The sequence below is a fragment of the Flavobacterium sp. HSC-32F16 genome, from assembly GCF_024171645.1.
Classification (GTDB): domain Bacteria; phylum Bacteroidota; class Bacteroidia; order Flavobacteriales; family Flavobacteriaceae; genus Flavobacterium.
This window is the reverse complement of the sequence record NZ_JALKAC010000001.1, coordinates 1-20,253: the sequence shown is the minus strand read 5'-3', so window position 1 is coordinate 20,253 and position 20,253 is coordinate 1. Positions and strand designations below refer to the sequence as shown.

Below are 20,253 nucleotides of genomic sequence, written 5' to 3'. Positions count from 1 at the left end.
ATCAATTATTGGAAATTTAAAATTAGACCAAAAAGACTTGTATTTGCTGCCAATGTATATCTTGAATACGAATAGTTAAATTTTAACTTATTCATTCTTAATCCAAATCCTAACGAAACCCCCGAAAAATTACGCTGTTCTTCAACACGTAATTCTTCGCCTCTTCTAAAATTATATCCTAAACGCACGTTGAATGCTCTCTTTGGAAAAAGCTCCATACCAACTACAACGTGTCTCAAAGCATTATTGACAAATGAAACTTTCTCACTGCTTGTTGAACCATCAATATTGGTTTCTCCACGAACAGGGTTTGAAAAAGAAATATTCCATTGCTGTAAATTCTCTAAAGTAAGATGCCAGCGAAGAGGAACATGCTCTAATTCCTGTGAAATTCCGGCAGTAATTTCAAAAGGTAAATTTTCTTTTATTCCTGAATAGGTTGTGAATTGTGTGCCTATATTCCTAAATACCAGTGCATAATTTATATCGTTTCTTTCATCAATATACAACAATCCCAAATCAACTGCTCCTCCAATAGAATTATAAGTTTCTAAAGTTGAAGTTATTAACTTACCATTTACGCCTATATGAAGATCTGTAAAAGGAACATTATAAGCATAACCTACTGAAAGTGCGCCTTCACTTCCTGTAAAATCTGATGTTTTCTGTCCATTTTCATCATAACCTTCAAAAGATCCGTAGTTTACATAATTGACTCCAGCATAGAAAGTCTGCACGTGCCGGTCATACGTATAAGCGTACGAAGCCGTTCCATAAGAAGCTTCTCCGTAATAATTCCCATAATTCAGGGCTAGATTGCTGTCCATATCTGCGTTTAAAGCTGCGGGGTTAGACATGGCCTGATTAACATCTTCATCATAAATCGTAATCGTTTTCCCGCCCAGCGCTGCCTGACGAGGATTAGTTGTCAAATTAAGAAACTGATAGGTGTAACGCCCTCCAATCTGTCCGAAAGAAACCGAACAAATTAGCATCATAAAAAATAAAACATAGTGTTTTAACATTCGTTTTGGAGCGTTCCTGTGTATGGAAATAACGCAAGTGCAAATATAAAATTATATAACACCAAAAATAAAATTAAAGCTTAAATAAATTCCAATAAAAAAATCCAGATTCCAATAGCAAAATTAGAATCTGGATTTTATAAATTGAAATGTAAAATCAAAAATTATTTCAATGTTTTAGCATTTTTTACATTTTGATCTGTTAGAGCTAAAGTTAAAACTTCGCTCATTTCTTTTACATAATGAAAAGTAAGACCTTCTAAATATTCTTCTTTAATTTCGTCAATATCACTTTTGTTTTCATGGCAAAGAATAATTTCCTTAATCCCTGCTCTTTTTGCCGCAAGAATTTTTTCTTTAATTCCTCCAACTGGTAAAACCTTTCCACGCAAAGTAATTTCTCCAGTCATAGCAAGGTTTTTCTTCACTTTCTTCTGAGTCAACAATGACACTAAAGAAGTAAGCATTGCAATACCGGCACTTGGTCCGTCTTTTGGAGTTGCTCCTTCAGGAACGTGTAAGTGAATATTGTATTTTTGGAATAATTCGATACCTAAACCTAATTTTTTAGCATTGGCTTTAATATACTCAAGAGCAATTGTAGCCGATTCTTTCATCACATTCCCAAGGTTTCCGGTAATCGTCAACGCTCCTTTTCCTTCAGAAATTAAAGATTCAATAAATAAAATATCACCGCCAACACTTGTCCAGGCTAAACCTGTTACAACACCTGCAACATCGTTATTTTCGTATTTATCACGCTCCAGTCTCGGAACACCTAAAACTTTTACGATATCTTCTTCGGTTACTTTTTTATTGTACTCCTCTTCCATTGCTACTGCTTTTGCAGCATTACGAATTACCTGAGCAATTTTTGTTTCTAAATTACGAACGCCAGATTCTCTTGTATAGCCTTCAACAATTTTTTCTAATTGTTTTTTTCCAATTGTCAAATCTTTAGTCGTTAATCCGTGTGCCTCTAATTGTTTTGGAAAAAGGTGTCTTTTTGCAATTTCTACTTTTTCTTCAATTGTGTAACCTGACATTTTAATAACTTCCATTCTGTCACGTAATGCAGGCTGAATTGCCGCCATATTATTAGAAGTTGCAATAAACATTACTTTAGATAAATCATATCCCATTTCAAGGAAATTATCATAAAAAGCATTGTTTTGTTCTGGATCCAAAACTTCTAACAAAGCAGATGAAGGATCGCCACTGTTGCTGCTTGATAGTTTATCAATCTCATCTAAAATAAAAACCGGATTTGAAGTTCCTGCTTTTTTCAAACTTTGAATAATTCTTCCCGGCATTGCACCAATATAGGTTTTTCTATGTCCGCGAATCTCAGCTTCATCACGTAATCCACCTAAGGAAATACGTACGTATTCACGACCTAGAGCTTCGGCCACAGAACGTCCAATAGAGGTTTTACCAACTCCCGGAGGCCCTGTTAAACATATAATTGGCGATTTCATGTCATTTCGCAATTTTAAAACTGCCAAATGTTCAATCATTCTTTTCTTTACTTCGTCAAGACCAAAATGATCTTTATCTAATATTTTTTGAGCAAATTTTAAATCAAATTTATCTTTAGAATATTCGCCCCAAGGCAACTCTAAAAACAACTCTAAGTAATTACGCTGAATTCCAAAATCTGGCGACTGCGGATTCATTCTGCGCATTTTAGATAATTCTTTTTCGAAATGTTTCTGCGTTTTTTCGTCCCATTTTTTGGTTTTCGCTTTCAAACCCATTTCGTCCATTTCTTCTTCCTGCGAAACCCCTCCCAATTCTTCCTGAATGGTTTTCATTTGCTGGTGAAGGAAATATTCACGCTGCTGCTGATCTAAATCAAAACGAACTTTTGACTGAATGTCATTTTTCAATTCTAATTTCTGCAGTTCGACATTCATATAACGCAACGTCTCTAAAGCACGTTCTTTTAAACCATTTATCGATAAAAGACCTTGTTTTTCTTTTACAGATAAATTCATGTTTGAAGAAACAAAGTTGATTAAAAACGATTGGCTTTCAATGTTTTTAATGGCAAATGTAGCTTCAGATGGAATATTTGGACTTTCTTTGATAATCTGGATTGCCAGTTCTTTTACAGAATCTAAAATCGCCGTAAATTCAGTATCATTTTCATCAGGACGTTCTTCTGAAACCTCTTTGATTGTTGCAGTCAAATAAGGCTCTTCTGAAACCACTTCGTCAATTTCGAAACGTTTTTTTCCTTGCAAAATAACAGTTACATTTCCGTCAGGCATTTTTAAAACACGTAAAATACGTGCTACAGTTCCTATTTTATGGATATCATCTTTTGACGGATCTTCATCTTCTTCATTAATTTGAGAAACTACACCAATAATTTTTCCGCCTGCATTGGCATCATTAATTAATTTAATTGATTTATCTCTTCCCGCAGAAATTGGAATTACAACTCCCGGGAATAAAACAGTATTTCTTAGAGGTAATATTGGCAGAGAAACAGGAAGTTCTTCGTTGTTCATTTCCTCTTCGTCCTCTGGAGTTAATAATGGAATTAATTCTGCTTCTGAATCAAATTCTTGAAGTGACAGATTGTCAATAGTAAGGATTTTATGATTTGACATAATAGTATATAAGTCGTTTTGTCATTAAAAGTTTAAAACTACCTGTAAATAATCTTTTAAATGCTGTAATTTCTAATACGCATCCTATTTACAAGGCAGGTCGTAAAAATAGACAATCATTATGCCAAATCCAAAATCGAAAGCTTTGAAATTTATGATTTGCATGAATATCTAGATTAAAAAAATAAAAGCATAAAAAAGCCGAAATTAATTTCGGCTTTTAAAATCATAATCTGCAAATATTTTTAATTCACTTTGTAAGAGACTAATTCAGAATATGCATTATTAAAACCAAATTTAATAATACCTACCCCTTTTGCAATCCAATATTCTGCTTCGGTTGAGCCCGCAGATTGTCCTTCTATCGAAGTTTCTAATTTTAGTTTAAATTTAATAACATCTTTATAAGTTACATTTTTTATAGTTGCTGTTGCGCCTTTCTCTACAATAGTACCTGTATACTTTGTTGTCGATTTTATAGTTGCTATTCCTGTATAGGTTGTTTCTTGTACGTAGCTTCCTGTCCAGGTTTTATTTACATCTAAATAATCTTTAAAGAAAACAAATTCATAGCCGCTGATTTTTCCGGCAAAACCATTTGCACTAATATTAATCTCATCCAGTTTAATAAAATAGTCTCCTTGTACTTTTTTTATAGATGCAGATGCGGAACCTGCTACAACGTCTGAAGATGAGATAAATAGTTTATCAAATTTAAAATAGGTATCTGCACCCACTTTTTCTGAACTAATAATTTTCATCGAAGTTTCGGCGCCGCTTTGGTTTAAAACCCATTGATTACCAACGGCTGCCGGCCAATAATCTCCTTGTGAAGCTTCTGGGGTTTGGTCATCGCTTCCAGAATCACTTGAACACGATGTAAATAATGATGTTGACACAAATAAGGTCACGAGCGCTAGGCTTTTTAGTTTTTTCATAGTTTAAAATTGGTTTATGGTAAATCAAAAATAGCAAAACCATTGAAATATTTCACATATATTTAACAAAATAATTCCTAATCAAAAAATACAATTAAAAAACTAACAATCAATTACTTAAATTTTTATTTTTACTTTTTTAGCCTATAAATTGAGATTCTTTTAAAAAAAATAAAAAATAACATTACCTAAACTGTAACATATCAAAATAACTAAAGTCATTATAAAAAACTAGCAACCATTACTTGAGTATAACTAATCAAAATATCGAAGAATTAATCGCGCTTTGTAAAAACAATAACCAAAAGGCACAATTCGAAATTTACAATCGTTATTGTAAAGCTATGTACAACGTAGCTTACAGAATTGTAAAAGACGAGCATTTTGCACAAGACGTCATGCAGGAAGGTTTTTTGAAAGCTTTTACAAAGATTAACGATTACAAACAGGAAGTCGCTTTTGGAGCATGGCTAAAAAGAATTGTTATTAATTATAGTATCGATTTTTATAAAAAAAATAATGCTTTCCAGATGGAAGACCTAAACAAAACACTTTTTAAAATAGAAGAAAACGATTCTATATTGTCTGAAAGTATTGATCTGAATTCACTTAAAGTGAAACAGGTTTTAGATACCATTTCGGGCCTGAAAGACAATTACAGAATGGTTTTGACACTCTTTTATATTGAAGGTTATGATCAGGAAGAAATCTGCGAAATCTTAAATATAAGCTATGCCAACTGCAGAACCACTTTAAGCCGCGCCAAAGAAAGTTTACGTAAAAAATTAGAGGATTTATGAAAAAGGAAAATGAAGAATTAGACAACTTATTTAACAAGTTTGAGAATCAATGGGATGTTCATGAAATGGATCCAGATCATCAAATTGATTTCTTAAATAAATTAAATCAAAAAACACCAAGGAAAAGAAATTATGCCGGCTGGGCTATTGCCGCATCTATAGCAGTGCTTTTAGGAATATCTGTATTTTATAATAATAACGAGAAACCGAAAGAATTCAAATTTGCATCGCAGGAAACCAAACGCACAGATTCTATTTTCAATATTTTAATTGATAATGAGCTAGTTAAATTAAAAGAAAAAAGCTCTCCGGAAAACGAACAAATTATAAATGATGCTTTAAAACAAATGAAAGTTTTTGATGCTGATTATGAAAAGATCATTAAGGAGGTTCAGAAAAACGGAGAAAATAAGCAAATTATTTATGCCATGATAAGCAATCTGCAAACTAGAATTTCTTTTTTGCAGACAGTCTTACAGCGAATTGAAGAAAACGAAAATCTAAAAAACACAACTCATGAAAAAACATTATAAAATAGTAATCCTATTGCTTTTGATTCCTCTTTTAGGATTTTCAAATGATGATACCTATATCACAAAACAAAAAACAATCAAAAAAACGTATATCGTAAATTCTAATGCCGGAATTGACATCGATAATAAATATGGAAATATCACCGTATCTACGTGGGATGAAGATAAAATTGATCTTGATATTACGATTAAAGTAAATGGTACAAACGAAAGCTGGGTAAATGAAAAATTAAACAGTATTGATGTAGATATTACTGCACTAAAAAGTTTAGTAAGCGCCGTAACTTCTATTGGTAATTCCAGCCTTAAAAGCAAAGGAAGCAATAACAGTTTTGAAATTAATTACATTATCAAAATTCCTAAAAACGGTTCTGTAAAACTGGTTAATAAATACGGAAATATTTCGACACTTAATTTAGAAGCTGCTACAGATATAAGCTGTAAATATGGTAAAGTTACACTGGCAAAATTGAATGGTTCGAGCAATAGAGTTGAAATTGCATACTGCCAAAACTCAAGTATTGATTATATCAAAAACGGAAACATTGAAGCACGTTATTCCGGTTTAAAAATTAATGATTCCGGTAACTTAAATCTGGATGCAAGTTATACTGATGTTTCTCTTAATGACGGACAGAATATTAAATACGACTGTAATTATGGTAATTTAAAATTTCAGAAAATCAATTCATTAACTGGATCTGGAAATTATTTAACAATTTCAATTGCCGAAGTTTCAAGCAACTTTACTCTGGATACAAATTACAGCAAAGTTACCGTTGGAACCATGAATGACAAATCAGGAAACGTCAATATTAATTCTGGTTACACCGATATTTCTTTAGGTTATAATGCTAATTATGCTTTTGATTTTGATATTTCTGGAAGGTATACAAATATTAAACATGATAATTCTTTGGACATTTCAGTTTCTGAGGTAAAAAGCAACAATAAAAGAATAAGTGGTTTCTATAAGAAAAAAGGACAGAATAAAGTCAATATTACTTCGACTTATGGAAATATTTCATTAACAAAAAACTAATCATCTAAAAATCAAAACAATGAAAAAATCAATTTTACTTTTTGCAAGTGTATTTTTTATTGCAGTAAATTCTAATGCACAATCAAAAATAAACGGAAACGGGAAAGTGGTTACCGAAACCAGAACAACTACAGGTTATGATAATATTAAAATAGCCGGTTTTTTTGATGTGGATTTAGTTTCAGGGAAAGAGGGAAAAATCACCATCAAAGGAGAAGAAAATTTATTATCGGCAGTAAAAGTTGAAGTAGAAGATAATGCACTAAAAATTTATGTGCAAAAAGGAACACAAATCCGTACAAGTTCAGGTCATAAAATTGAAATTACAGTTCCTTTTGAAAAAATCTCAGAATTAAGTTTAGCCGGTTCAGGAGATATTAAGTCAAAAGATATTATTAAAAACGATAAATTCTCAATTAAACTGGCTGGTTCAGGGAATTTCAATCTTCCGGTTGACGCAAATAATTTAGAATTAAACGTAAGCGGATCAGGAAATATTCATTTAAAAGGTACTGCAGATAAATTTACTACCAAACTTTCCGGTTCTGGAGATATTGACGCTTCTAGTTTAAAATCTAAAATTGTAGATGCAAATGTTTCTGGTTCAGGTAATAGTAAAGTAACCTGTGCCGAAAGTATAACAGCAAGAGTTTCGGGTTCTGGAAACATTAAATATTTAGGGAATCCAGAAAAACGTGATGTAAAAGTTTCGGGTTCTGGAACTATTTCAAAAGGTTAATTATTGAAAATATCACGAATTACAAGTTATCATCAATCAATAATTACCGCAATTCGTGATATACTATTACTAAGACGTTTCAATTAATTTGAAACGTCTTTTTTATGTACTCGTCTTAAAAGGAAAATAGAGGTAACAAAGAAAACACCTAAAATTACAATAGCCGCACGCGGACTTCCTGTAATTTGATCAATAATTCCGTAAACGCACATTCCAATTACAATTCCTATTTTCTCAGCAACATCATAAAAACTGAAAAACGAAGCTGTATCTTCAGTTTCAGGTAATAATTTAGAATAGGTAGAACGTGATAAAGCCTGAATTCCTCCCATAACAATTCCGGCCAAAGTTGCCATTATGTAGAAATGCATTGGTAAATAAATAAAGTAAACAAGCACACAAAAAACTACCCAGATAAAATTAATTACAATTAGAGTTTTAATATTTCCAAATTTTTCAGAAGCTCTCGAAGTCAATATTGCTCCTGCAACAGCTACTAATTGAATCAATAAAATACAGATAATCAAACCAATAGTACTTTCTTCTTTTGATGACCATTGAATTTCCTGTGCACCAAAATATGTAGCAACAAGCATTACAGTTTGTACTGCCATACTCGAAACAAAGAAACCTCCTAAATATCTTCTTAACGGCACATTTTCTTTTAATAATGCCCAAACTTTCTTAAGTTCTTTGAATCCGTTAAAAACTACATTTTTAGTCAATTTTTGAGTCGTTTCTCTACTTCCTTTCGGTAAATAATAATAAGTATACTGGCTAAATAATATCCACCAGACTCCAACCATTATAAAAGAATAACGCATTGCTTTCATTGCTGCTTCACCATCTGTGCCCGAAATTCCAAAAAGCTTCGGTTTCATAATCATGGCAAGATTGATAATCAATAAAATAACGCTTCCTATATATCCCAAAGAATATCCTTTAGCACTGATTCTGTCCTGCTGTTCTTCAAAAGCAATATCCGGAAGATAAGAATTATAGAAAACCAAACTTCCCCAATACCCTAATAAACCAAGAAAGTAAAACAATAATCCCACATAAATATTATCAAGATCAAACCAATACAATCCCATGCAGGATAAAGCTCCTATATAGCAGAAAAATTTCATGAAGGATTTTTTATTTCCAACATAATCAGCAATTCCAGATAATAAAGGCGAAATAAAAGAAACCACTAAAAATGCAAAAGCGGTAATAAAACTTATTAATGCCGAATTTTTTAAATGAAGTCCAAATACATCAATATAATGATCTCTTTCTGAGAATAATGCTTCGTAAAAAATTGGAAATACTGCTGATGCAATAGTCAAAGTGTAAACTGAATTTGCCCAATCGTAAAACGCCCAGGCATTTAATAATTTCTTATCTCCTTTTTGTAGGTTTTTCATTGAAATGATTTTGTTAATGCGGTACGAATTTATTCAATTTTTATGATAATTAAATAGAAATTAACTAATTCATGTATTATTAAATTATAAAGGTTTTAAAACAAAAAAAGCTATCCGAAAAACGAATAGCTTTATACTATTTTAAATGCAATTTATTTGATAATACCCACTTTTAATGCTGTGGCTTTTGCTTCTGGAATTAAAGCCTTAATATTAGCAATTCTTGTAGCATCAGACGGGTGTGTACTCATAAACTCCGGTGATGATGCTCCTCCAGATTTAGCCGACATTCTAGTCCAGAATGCAATCGCATCATCAGGGTTATATCCTGCAATAGCCATTAAAGTTAAACCAATTTTATCTGCTTCACTTTCATTGCTTCGGCTAAATGGCAGCATTACTCCCACTTCTGAACCAATTCCGTAAGCCTGTGCAAAAATTTGCTGGGTTGTTTCAGATTTTCCGCTTGTTGCTGCTCCTAATGCTGCTCCGCCAATTTGTTGTAATTGTGCAGCTGACATTCTCTGTGCGCCATGATTTGCTAATGCGTGCGAAACTTCGTGTCCCATTACTGTCGCTAAACCTGCTTCATCCTGAGTTACAGGTAAAATTCCAGAATACACTACAATTTTCCCTCCTGGCATACACCAAGCATTAACTTCTTTATTATCAACTAATTTATATTCCCAGCGATAGTCTTTTAAATATTGAGACTGTCCTAAATAGGTCAAGTATTTTTCAGCTGCAGCTTTAATTTTAAAACCAACTGTTTCTACACGTTTTGCATCTGCTGTACCTGTAATTACTTTATTTTCAGTCAAAAACTGATTGTATTGCTGAAAAGACGATGGAAACAGTTCACTATTCGAAACAAAATTCAAATTTTGTTTTCCCGTAATTGGATTTGTAGCACAACTGCATACCAAAATAGCTGCAAAAAGCCCTGAAATTAAATGTTTTTTCATGATCTTAAGTATTTAAACACAAACAAAAATACAATTAAAATTATTTGAAATTTTACACAATTATTCAAAACGCTATCAGAATTTTACTTATTCGCCTATAATATGCAGTTCATTAAACTCTTTATCAACGATTAAGAAATTATTTGATTCGAAAGCAATTTTATCAAATTCAATTTTTTCATTGTCAATTTCGATTTCAGAAACTTGAAAAGGCAATCCTATTAAATTAATTTTGTATTTGCTGTATGGCGTATCATATTTTCCTTCTTTATGAAGCTGAATGATTAATTCTTTTTCTTTTCCAATCGATCTTAACGACAAATGACTGTATCGACCTTTTTTATAGTCATAACCATCTTGAGCATCTTCATAAACGGCTGACTGTTCTTTTCCGTTTTTATAGTAAATATCAAGCGTTAATTCATCAAATTCTAATTCACCAACATATTGCTGAACAGGATATTTTGGGATGACAGCTCCAGCTTTAACAAAAAGCGGAATCTCATCAAATTTAGTATCAACCCAGATTTCTCTTCCGCCAACAAATAAATCATTTGTCCAATAGTTATACCACTCACCTCTTGGAATATACATACGTCTACCTACAGCGTTAGGTTCAAGAATTGGGCAAACTAAAATTTGATTTCCAAAGATAAATTCGTCATTACGATAATGCGTTTGCGTATCGTCCTGATCATAATAAACCAAAGGCTTCAGCATTGGAATTCCTTCTTCTATATACTGCCAAAACATAGTATATAAATAAGGTAATAATTGATAACGAAGGCTGACAAATTTTCTGGTAATATTAATCACTTCTTCATCAAAAGCCCAAGGTTCCTGATTTCCGTGGTCTCCGGAAGAATGTGTTCTGCAAAACGGATGAAATACACCCAGCTGAATCCAGCGAGCATATAATTCACCAGTTGGCTGCTCCGCAAATCCACCAATATCAGAACCTGTAAATCCCATTCCCGAAATTGACATTCTCTGCACTTGTATATTAGCAATCCATAAATGTTCCCAAGTTGCCACGTTATCTCCTGTCCAGGAAGAAGTGTAACGCTGCGCTCCAGAATAAGCAGATCTTGTAATTACAAAAGGACGTTTTGGATACGTAAAACGCTTAACTCCATGGTAAGTTGCTCTTGCCATTTGCGTTCCGTATATGTTGTGCGCTTTTCTATGGCTGCAAGGATTTCCATCGTAAACGTGGCGAACATCCATTGGGAATGTTTTATTTGGAACCTCCATCACGGCAGGTTCATTCATATCATTCCAAACTCCTTTTACCCCAATATCTGCAACTAATTCTTTAAACAAACCCGCCCACCATTCTCTAACTGCGGGATTTGTATAATCAGGAAAATTACATTCTCCCGGCCAGACTTTCCCTTTCATATAAGGTCCATCGGCTCTTTTGCAGAAATAATCTTTCTCTAATGCTTCTTGATAAACCCAGTAATCTTTATCAATTTTAATTCCCGGATCTATGATTACAACTGTTTTAAAACCGTCTTCAGCTAGTTCAGCAACCATTTTTTTTGGATCTGGAAAATAGTTTTTATTCCAGGTAAAGCATCGAAATCCTTCCATGTAATCAATATCGAGATAAATGGCATCGCACGGAATTTTGAGTTCTCTAAATTTTGAAGTAATTTCTTTTACTTTGCTTTCAGGATAATAACTCCATTTACATTGGTGATATCCTAAAACCCAAAGCGGTGGTAATTCCGGTTTTCCGGTCAAATCAGTATAAGTCGTTACAACATCCTGCATTTGAGGGCCATAAATGAAATAATAATTCATTTCTCCACCTTCTGCCCAAAAACTTGAAACATTTCGTCTTTCCTGACAGAAATCAAAAAAAGTTCTAAAAGTATTATCAAAGAAAATACCGTAAGATTGTTTGTTGTGCAAACCAATGTAAAAAGGAACTACTTTGTAAAGTGGCTCTTGATCTTTTTGATAAGCATATTGATCCGTGGCAAAATTTTCTAATCTTTTACCTTTTAAATTCATTTGAGTGGCTTTGTCGCCAAGACCATAAAAACATTCGCCATCTTTAGAGGATTTGCTCATTTTTACAATATTGCCGCCATATTCATAGCTTTCTTCCCAATGAAAACCAAGCTCATCTTCCAGAATAAGGAAATCATTTAAATCGTAAATAGAAAGACGCAGATCTGCTTTCTGAATTTTACATTTCACTTTGCTCGTTCTTATTTGAAAATAAGTTTCTTCTTCAGTCAGTTCAAGAAAATTATATCCATGAAGCTGGGTTTTGTCAATTGCATACGAAAAATCATTGCTGAAATATCCTTTTGTTGTAAATCGAAATCGAATTAAACTGTCTCGAAGTATAGTGACTTTTAAAATTACTTTGTTATCTGTATTAAAAAAAATCGAATCGCCTTCATGCTCATAAGAGACAATTTTTGATGGATATAAATCGCCTTTGTATTCTAATGATGTGTTTGTAATCATATCGCTAATGAATTAATTATATAACGCTAATCGTCTATTTCAAACATACGAAAAAAGTTAGTAAAGCCCTATGAATAAAAGGTTTATTAACGAAAACGTTTTTTCTGATTGAGTTTTAAATTCCAGCTCAAAAAATCGATAAATTGATAATTTAAGAACGTTAAAATGATAAAAAGGCACTTGAAAAATTAAATGTAAGATTTTTTCTAAACGAAAGAATATACGGTTACACTTAAGGGCGGTAAAATTAATTCAATAGAAAAATCTCTACCATCATAAGGTTTTAATTCAACTTTTAATGTTTTACCATTTCCAATACCGCTGCCGCCATAAATTAAAGCATCGCTATTAAAAATCTCTTCTATTTGACCTTTTTTTGGAATTCCAATTCTATAATTTTCTCTTACAACCTGCGTAAAATTGCAAACTACAATTACATTTTCATCTGGATTATTTCCCTTTCTGATATAAGATAAAACCGCATTTTGATGATCTGAATAATTAATCCATTCAAAACCTTCGCCTGTAAATTGCTTTTCATACAAAGCAGGACGAGATTTATACAATTGATTTAAATCTGTAATTAATTTCTTTATTCCCAAATGAAAATCATATTGCAGTAAATGCCAGTCTAAACTTTGTTCGAAATTCCATTCGCCAGTTTGACCAAATTCAGCTCCCTGAAACAATAATTTAGTTCCGGGATGTGTAAACATATAACCGTATAACAATCTCAAATTAGCAAATCGCTGCCATTCGTCGCCCGGCATTTTATAAATAAGAGACTTTTTGCCGTAAACCACTTCGTCATGAGAAAACGGAAGCATGAAATTTTCAGTAAAAGCATACGTCATTGAAAATGTCAAATCATTTTGATGGTATTTTCGGTAAACCGTTTCTTTTTGAAAATACTTTAAAGTATCATGCATCCAGCCCATCATCCATTTCATTCCGAAACCTAAACCTCCGGTAAATGTTGGTCTTGAAACCATCGGAAATGAAGTACTTTCTTCTGCAATAGTTTGAACTCCATGAAAATTAGCATAGATAACTTCATTAAATTCTTTAAGAAAACTTATACTGTCTAAATTTTCTCTTCCGCCAAAAATATTAGCTTCCCACTCTCCTTCTTTTCTGGAATAATCAAGATATAACATAGAAGCTACTGCGTCGACTCTTAATCCGTCGACGTGATAATTCTGAAGCCAAAAAACAGCGTTGCTAATTAAAAAAGCACGAACTTCATTTCTTCCATAATTAAAAACCAAGCTTTTCCAGTCTGGATGATATCCTTTTCTACGATCCGGATGTTCGTATAAATGTGAGCCGTCAAAATAGCCTAAACCATGTGCATCATCTGGAAAATGCGATGGAACCCAATCTAAAATTACGCCTATTCCTTCCTGATGCAGTCTATCCACTAAAACCATAAAATCCTGTGGTTTTCCAAAACGCGAAGTCGGCGCAAAATATCCCGTTAACTGATAACCCCATGAAGGATCATAAGGATATTCCATAATTGGCATAAATTCTACGTGCGTAAAACCAGTTTCTTTAACGTATTTAACCAAATCATCTGCCAATTCTAAATAACTCAAAAAGCGATTATGTTCTGCTCGTTTCCAGGAACCTAAATGAACTTCATAAACCGAATAAGGCTTATCTAAAGCATTTTTATCCTGACGATTCTGCATCCAGTTTTCATCTTTCCATTTATAATCTAAATCCCAGACTACAGAAGCAGTATGTGGCGGTTTTTCGCAATATAACGCAAATGGATCTGCTTTTTCAGTTACAATTCCATCAATATTCGATTGAATTTTATATTTATAAAGTGCACCTTTTGAAACATCAGGAATAAATCCTTCCCAAATTCCCGAAGAATCCCAGCGAACATTTAAAAGATGTTCTCCCTGATTCCAATAATTAAAATCACCTACAACTGAAACAGAATGTGCTGTAGGTGCCCAAACGGCAAAGTAAACACCTTTAACTCCATTAACTTCAATTAAATGCGCTCCTAATTTTTCATATAATTTGAAGTGTTTTCCGGCTTTGAACAAATCTATATCAAAATCAGTAAATAGAGAATGTGTGATTACTTTAGTCATATTTGTTTTTTAAGGCAAAAATTGATATTGATATTGATATTGATATTGATATTAAATTATTCTATTCTAAAATTATCCGATAACGTAACTCCTTTTTTAATTACTACAATTCCGTCTTTAATACTATATAATTCGTTAGTAAAATTATCCAGATGCTTTCCACCGCTAATATGAACATTGTTTCCAATTCGAACGTTTTTATCTATTAAAGCATTTTGTATAAAACAATTTTCGCCAATGCCAACATGAATTTTATTAATACTGCTTTCGTAATTTAGTTCATCTAAATCCTGATAAAAATCATTACCCATAACATAACAGTTTTCTAAAACGGTACCTGCACCAATTCTGGAACGAATACCAATTACTGAGCTTTTAATTTCTTTGGCGTTAATAATACAGCCTTCAGAAATCAATGATTGATTGATTACTGAATTTCTAAATTTTGATGGAGGCAGTAATCTAGGTCTTGTAAAAATCTTATTTTCATCATCAAATAAATTAAATTCTGGTATATCAGCTGTTAAACCAATATTTGCTTCAAAAAACGATTCAATATTCCCAATATCTGTCCAGTATCCTTCGTATTGGTAACTTAAAATTTTATGTTTTCCAACGGCTTGGGGAATGATTTCTTTTCCGAAATCTTTCGTTTCCTGATCTGCCATTAATTCTTCCAATAATGATTTATTGAAAATGTAAATTCCCATCGAAGCAAGGTATTTTTTACCTTTTTCCTGCATTTGCTCGCTTACTTCAGATTCCCATTCAGGCAGTAATGAAGCATCTGGTTTTTCAATGAAAGCATGAATATTATTTTCATGATCGGTTTTAAGGATTCCAAATTCCGGTGCATCTTTGGCATTTACAGGTAAAGTTGCGATCGAAATTTCAGCTTCGGCTGCAATATGCGCTTCAAGCATTTCGTTAAAATCCATTTGATACAATTGATCGCCCGAAAGTATCAAGGCGTGATCAAAATCGTGTTTCAAAAAGTGAGACATACATTGTCTAACAGCATCTGCCGTTCCCTGAAACCAGGTTGGATTATCAGGAGTTTGTTCTGCAGCAAGAATATCAACAAAAGACTGACTGAAAATGCTAAAATTAAAAGTGTTTTTGATATGTGCATTTAAAGATGCAGAGTTAAATTGTGTTAAGACAAATATTTTAAAAATATCAGAATTGATACAATTAGAAATTGGAATATCGACCAAACGATATTTTCCTCCAATTGGAACAGCTGGTTTTGATCTTGTCTCTGTTAACGGAAACAAACGCGATCCTTGTCCTCCTCCTAAAATAATGGCAACTACGTTTTTCTTCTTAAATTTCATTTTTCTCAATTATTAGGTTGTATATCTCGATATATTCTTGGCAAACACTTTCCCAGGAATGGTCAGCTTCCATTCCTCTTAGTAAAACTTTATTGAAATTTATTTTATCGTCGTACAACTTTACGGCACGATTTATTGAATAACTGATATCTCCAACCGAAGCCTGATCATGACAAACTCCGTTTCCTTTATCGCCAAAATCAATAACCGTATCACGTAACCCTCCAGTTCTTCTAACAATTGGAATTGTTCCATAACGCATGGCATACATTTGGTTTAAACCGCAAGGTTCTACTCTTGAAGGCATTAAAATATAATCTGAACCTGCGTAAATTAAATGTGCTAATTCTTCATTATACCCAATAAAAACATTGTAATTTCCTTTATAATCATTACGCAATTGAATTAACTGCGATTCAATTTCTGAATTTCCTGAACCTAAAATTAAAATATTGATATCTTCAAAATGTTCCGATAATGCCAAAGCAGAAGCCTGAGGCAGCAAGTCTCCCCCTTTTTCTTCAAACAAACGCCCAATAAAACTAAACAAAGGTTTTGATGGATCAAGTTCAAACTGTTCACATAATTTTTCTTTATTTCTCTGTTTTCCAATTTCAAAGTTTTCTATCGAATAATTTTCTGTAATCATTTCATCTTTTAACGGATTCCAGACTTCGATATCAATTCCGTTTAAAATTCCTTTAGATTTATTTCTAACCGATTTAAACAAGGATTCTAAACCATTTGCACTATAATTAATTTCATTTAAATAGCTTGGAGAAACTGTTGTTACAGCATTAGCACATTTTACAGCAACTGCCAATGAATTAATCGAATTATTCCATTCTAAAAATCCAACATGTTTTAAATCAAATTCTGGCAGATAATACAATTTATCGAAGCCAAACCAGCCTTGATATAAACCGTTATGTATTGTTATAACCGTTTTAACATCTTTTAATATTTCATATTTGTAAGCAAACTGCAATAGAAAAGGAATTAATCCCGTGTGATGATCGTGACAGTTTATTACGTCTGGAATTTTATTTCGAGCTATAATCCAATCTAAAGCGGCTATTTGAAAAGATAAAAATCGTTCAATATCATCTTCATACCCATATATGTTTGGACGATTAAATAAATCATTGATTTCTATTAGATACAATTCGTAACCTAGTTTATCTGTACTTTCTTTTAAAACACTAAACGTAAAATCGAAATTGCCTAATTTCACTGTGCCCCAATGCACACAATCAAAATTATTCTCTTGTTTAAATTTTGTATCATAAGCCGGAACCACAACTCTAACTTTATGCCCTGCATTATTTTGGTATTTTGGTAAAGCGCCAACTACATCGGCAAGACCGCCAACTTTTGCCATTGGATAACATTCTGCACTAATATGAAATATTTCCATTCAGAAATTTATTTGTGATTATTTTTTAACAAACAATCATTAATATGCTACTTTTATGTTTTTTAAATTTAGCAAAAAATAAGCAAAGTTCTGCTTCAAAATAAGTTTTATTGAAATGGCAAAAAAGGCAATTAATCCTACTAAATCATTAAAAATACCACAGATAATTATTATATCTGCCAAAATTTGCGCTTTTATCTCTACAAAGCTGGTTACAAAATTTGCTGCAAGATTGTTTACAAGTCCTATAAAACATAAAGTTCCAAAACGCGAATTTGAAATGGATCGTAAAAGCACACAAAAAAATGTTTACATTCCTGAAATTGATAAAAGTATTGTAACCTACGAATATGGAAATACCAATCGTAAGATATTATTAGTTCACGGATGGTCAGGCCGAGGAACACAGTTATTTAAAATAGCCGATGAACTATTATTAAACGGTTATTCAACAGTTAGTTTTGATGCACCGGCACATGGAAAATCAGAGGGAAAAACTACTATAATGTCTGAGTTCATTGCTTCAATTCTGGAAATTGAAAAGCAATTTGGACCTTTTGAAATTGCAATTGGACATTCTTTAGGAGGTATGTCTGTTCTAAATGCAATCAAAGACCGATTGGAAGTAAATAAAGCCGTAATAATTGGAAGTGGTGATATTGTGGAGGATATTTTAGATGAATTTATTTTTAAATTAGGTTTAAAAAAAGAAATAAGTAATAATCTAAGAAATTTATTTGAAGAAAAATATCATGTCAAAATGGATGACTTTTCGGCTTATAGTGCAGCACAAAAAATTGAAATTCCCGTATTGGTAATTCATGACAATAATGATCCTGAAGTTCCTGTAAAAGCTGGAATTCATATTCATGAAAATCTTCAAAATGGATATTTATTTTTAACTGAAGGATTAGGTCATAGGAAAATACTTGGAAATCAAAATGTTATCAAAAAAATATTAGAATTCATTAAAATCAATTAACTTTACATATAACTATTTAAATATCAAATATTAAAGAGTATAAAAAATGGATTTATTTGGAGAAACATTAGATTGGGAAACTAAATTAAAACCAATTTTAAAAAAATATAAAGAAAAAAGACATCCTTTAGATTATCAAAACACCTATCAGCTTTTGGGAATGGTTGTTTTATCAGCTCAGGATTCAGATGCTAATATTAATAACATTGCTCCAGCTTTATTTGAGAAATATCCAACTCTTACAAGTTTATCAAAAACTGATTTCGAAACTTTCATTCCTTATATAAGCAAGGTGCGAAATCATACGACTAAAGCAAATTGGTTATTAGAAATTGCAAAAACAATTGAAAATGATAAAGACATTCCTCTAACAATGTCTGAATTAACTGCTCTAAAAGGTATTGGAAGAAAATCTGCAAATGTAATTTTAAGAGAAACCAACAAACCTGCAGAGGGAATTATTGCCGATTTGCATGTTATAAGAGTTGCACCCAGAATTGGCATAATAAAAGAAGCGAAAGATGGGAATAAAGTTGAAAAAGAGTTAATGCAGGTATTACCAAAAAACATCTGGTCAGAAATAGGAATGGCGATTTCATTTTTAGGTCGTGAAATCTGCAGGCCAAAACCAAAATGTGAAGAATGTCTTTTAACTGACATCTGTTTATACTATAATACTGTAGTAATAAAAAATTAGACTATTTTCTACGAGTATTTACCAGATAAATAATTTTCCAAAAATCTTTTTCTTTGAATAAAGTAAAAGTATTTATTCCGGTATGACTTAATTTATCGTTTATGTAAAATTCATACGGAGCCCAAACATGAGCCATTGAACCATCGATTTGAATGTTATAACTCAAAATATTCTCTTGAAATTTTATATTTGAAGGAATAGATGCAATTGTTTTATAAAATTCTTTGGCTGTTTCATCAGATAATTTATTTCCTTTTGAAACACTTTCACTTATAGATTGTAAAATCATTTTATCTGTACAAACTGATTTTATTTTCATAGAATCTCTTTGTTGAAAACCTTCAAAGAATAGTTCAACAGTCTTTTGAACTTCTTGTTTTTGTGCATTTGACGTTAATCCTAAACACAGAAAAAATAGAATCAAATAATTGTTCATATAAAAAAGATTTTAGTTAAACTGAAAATTGTCTGAAGTGATGATCTAAATGTTTTGAAAACATATTACTCCACTCTTTAGCAGTTAATTTTCCAAAAGAAAGTGATTCTTTGCCTTCAAATTCATTTTCTCCTAATTCTTGCGTTTTTCTAATATAAGAAATCAACCTGCTTTTTTCCATTTCAAAATTACAATCTCCTTTAATGATAAATTGCGGTGCTGTACTAAGATTTCTTGGATAAGGCTCTTCGTTTACCACTTTATTTTTAGCTAATAGCTTTAACAGAAGTTTCATGAAAAAATTTGGTTTAGAATGAATATTATCATAGACCATTTCATATGTAACGTTGCAATGAGCCAGCATTTGGTCAACAGACATTTTACCCCAAAGTGGCTGAGAATCAGTTTTAAGCTTATTAATTCTGGCAATAAATTGATCGCAATCATGCTTAAGAAAGACGTTTTGCATAACTGAAAGTGGTATTAAAAATTAAAAAGAGAAGTAAAAATATAAAATTTCTGATTAAAATAGATTTTGCACTCTAATATTTTGGATTATTAGTGGTAGAAAAAAATCAGCTTAGACCAAAAAAAAACTTCAATCAGCAAAGCCAATTGAAGTTTTAGTACTCAGAGCGGGACTTGAACCCGCACGAACATTGCTGTTCACTGGATTTTAAGTCCAGCGTGTCTACCAATTTCACCATCCGAGCATTA

General features: G+C 32.1%; 17 protein-coding genes and 1 tRNA gene. 6 read left to right on the top strand and 12 right to left on the bottom strand.

Annotated features, from left to right (window positions below; translation table 11 throughout):
• Positions 1–5: 5 nt before the first annotated feature.
• From porQ to L1276_RS00080, 3 genes are all read right to left on the bottom strand, one after another.
• Complete coding sequence (gene porQ, locus L1276_RS00090) at positions 6–1,025, bottom strand: type IX secretion system protein PorQ (protein WP_253784228.1); 1,020 nt, start codon at positions 1,023–1,025, stop codon at positions 6–8.
• A gap of 164 nt (positions 1,026–1,189) precedes the next feature.
• Positions 1,190–3,643 (bottom strand): endopeptidase La, encoded by a 2,454-nt coding sequence (lon, locus tag L1276_RS00085; protein WP_253784226.1) that lies wholly within the window; start codon positions 3,641–3,643, stop codon positions 1,190–1,192.
• Between the two features lie 245 nt (positions 3,644–3,888).
• Positions 3,889–4,581 carry a hypothetical protein gene (locus L1276_RS00080; protein WP_253784224.1) on the bottom strand — a complete coding sequence of 231 codons (693 nt, stop codon included), beginning with the start codon at positions 4,579–4,581 and terminating at the stop codon, positions 3,889–3,891.
• 245 nt (positions 4,582–4,826) lie between these two features.
• Between L1276_RS00080 and L1276_RS00075 the strand changes: the two genes are divergently transcribed.
• Genes L1276_RS00075 through L1276_RS00060 form a run of 4 tightly spaced genes read left to right on the top strand, consistent with a single transcriptional unit; the run spans position 4,827 to position 7,695 of the window.
• The gene (locus tag L1276_RS00075) at positions 4,827–5,381 is read left to right on the top strand and encodes an RNA polymerase sigma factor (RefSeq protein ID WP_253784222.1); all 555 of its coding nucleotides are present in this window, start codon (positions 4,827–4,829) and stop codon (positions 5,379–5,381) included.
• Complete coding sequence (locus L1276_RS00070; protein WP_253784220.1) at positions 5,378–5,914, top strand: anti-sigma factor; 537 nt, start codon at positions 5,378–5,380, stop codon at positions 5,912–5,914. Before L1276_RS00075 ends, L1276_RS00070 begins: the two co-directional genes overlap by 4 nt.
• Positions 5,898–6,956: a hypothetical protein gene (locus L1276_RS00065; protein WP_253784218.1), complete on the top strand. Its 1,059-nt coding sequence runs from the start codon at positions 5,898–5,900 to the stop codon at positions 6,954–6,956. The genes L1276_RS00070 and L1276_RS00065 overlap by 17 nt, the downstream gene beginning before the upstream one ends.
• A 19-nt stretch (positions 6,957–6,975) precedes the next feature.
• The gene (locus tag L1276_RS00060) at positions 6,976–7,695 is read left to right on the top strand and encodes a head GIN domain-containing protein (protein WP_253784216.1); all 720 of its coding nucleotides are present in this window, start codon (positions 6,976–6,978) and stop codon (positions 7,693–7,695) included.
• 83 nt (positions 7,696–7,778) lie between these two features.
• Here the strand turns inward: L1276_RS00060 and L1276_RS00055 are convergent, their stop codons facing one another.
• From L1276_RS00055 to L1276_RS00030, 6 genes are all read right to left on the bottom strand, one after another.
• A complete protein-coding gene (locus tag L1276_RS00055; protein ID WP_253784214.1) occupies positions 7,779–9,104 on the bottom strand; it encodes an MFS transporter in 1,326 nt (441 codons plus the stop codon).
• A gap of 152 nt (positions 9,105–9,256) precedes the next feature.
• On the bottom strand, positions 9,257–10,069 hold the full coding sequence (locus L1276_RS00050; protein ID WP_253784212.1) for a M48 family metallopeptidase: 813 nt from the start codon (positions 10,067–10,069) through the stop codon (positions 9,257–9,259).
• A gap of 87 nt (positions 10,070–10,156) precedes the next feature.
• On the bottom strand, positions 10,157–12,556 hold the full coding sequence (locus L1276_RS00045; protein WP_253784210.1) for a glycoside hydrolase family 31 protein: 2,400 nt from the start codon (positions 12,554–12,556) through the stop codon (positions 10,157–10,159).
• Positions 12,557–12,762: 206 nt separating this feature from the next.
• The gene (gene glgB / locus L1276_RS00040; protein ID WP_253784208.1) at positions 12,763–14,667 is read right to left on the bottom strand and encodes a 1,4-alpha-glucan branching protein GlgB; all 1,905 of its coding nucleotides are present in this window, start codon (positions 14,665–14,667) and stop codon (positions 12,763–12,765) included.
• Positions 14,668–14,723: 56 nt separating this feature from the next.
• Positions 14,724–16,004: a glucose-1-phosphate adenylyltransferase gene (locus L1276_RS00035; RefSeq protein WP_253784206.1), complete on the bottom strand. Its 1,281-nt coding sequence runs from the start codon at positions 16,002–16,004 to the stop codon at positions 14,724–14,726.
• Entirely contained in the window at positions 15,994–17,421 is a 1,428-nt protein-coding gene (locus L1276_RS00030; RefSeq protein ID WP_253784204.1) for a glycogen synthase, read from the bottom strand. The genes L1276_RS00035 and L1276_RS00030 overlap by 11 nt, the downstream gene beginning before the upstream one ends.
• A 115-nt stretch (positions 17,422–17,536) precedes the next feature.
• Between L1276_RS00030 and L1276_RS00025 the strand changes: the two genes are divergently transcribed.
• Entirely contained in the window at positions 17,537–18,403 is an 867-nt protein-coding gene (locus L1276_RS00025; protein WP_253784202.1) for an alpha/beta hydrolase, read from the top strand.
• Positions 18,404–18,449: 46 nt separating this feature from the next.
• Positions 18,450–19,100, top strand: coding sequence for an endonuclease III (gene nth, locus L1276_RS00020; RefSeq protein WP_253784200.1), 651 nt, complete (start codon positions 18,450–18,452; stop codon positions 19,098–19,100).
• A 1-nt stretch (position 19,101) separates the two neighbouring features.
• Here nth and L1276_RS00015 read toward each other — a convergent pair whose 3' ends face one another.
• From L1276_RS00015 to L1276_RS00005, 3 genes are all read right to left on the bottom strand, one after another.
• A complete protein-coding gene (locus L1276_RS00015) occupies positions 19,102–19,536 on the bottom strand; it encodes a nuclear transport factor 2 family protein (RefSeq protein WP_253784198.1) in 435 nt (144 codons plus the stop codon).
• Between the two features lie 16 nt (positions 19,537–19,552).
• The gene (locus tag L1276_RS00010) at positions 19,553–20,005 is read right to left on the bottom strand and encodes a DUF1569 domain-containing protein (RefSeq protein ID WP_253784196.1); all 453 of its coding nucleotides are present in this window, start codon (positions 20,003–20,005) and stop codon (positions 19,553–19,555) included.
• A gap of 158 nt (positions 20,006–20,163) precedes the next feature.
• Positions 20,164–20,249 (bottom strand) — tRNA-Leu (locus L1276_RS00005).
• Between the last annotated feature and the right edge of the window lie 4 nt (positions 20,250–20,253).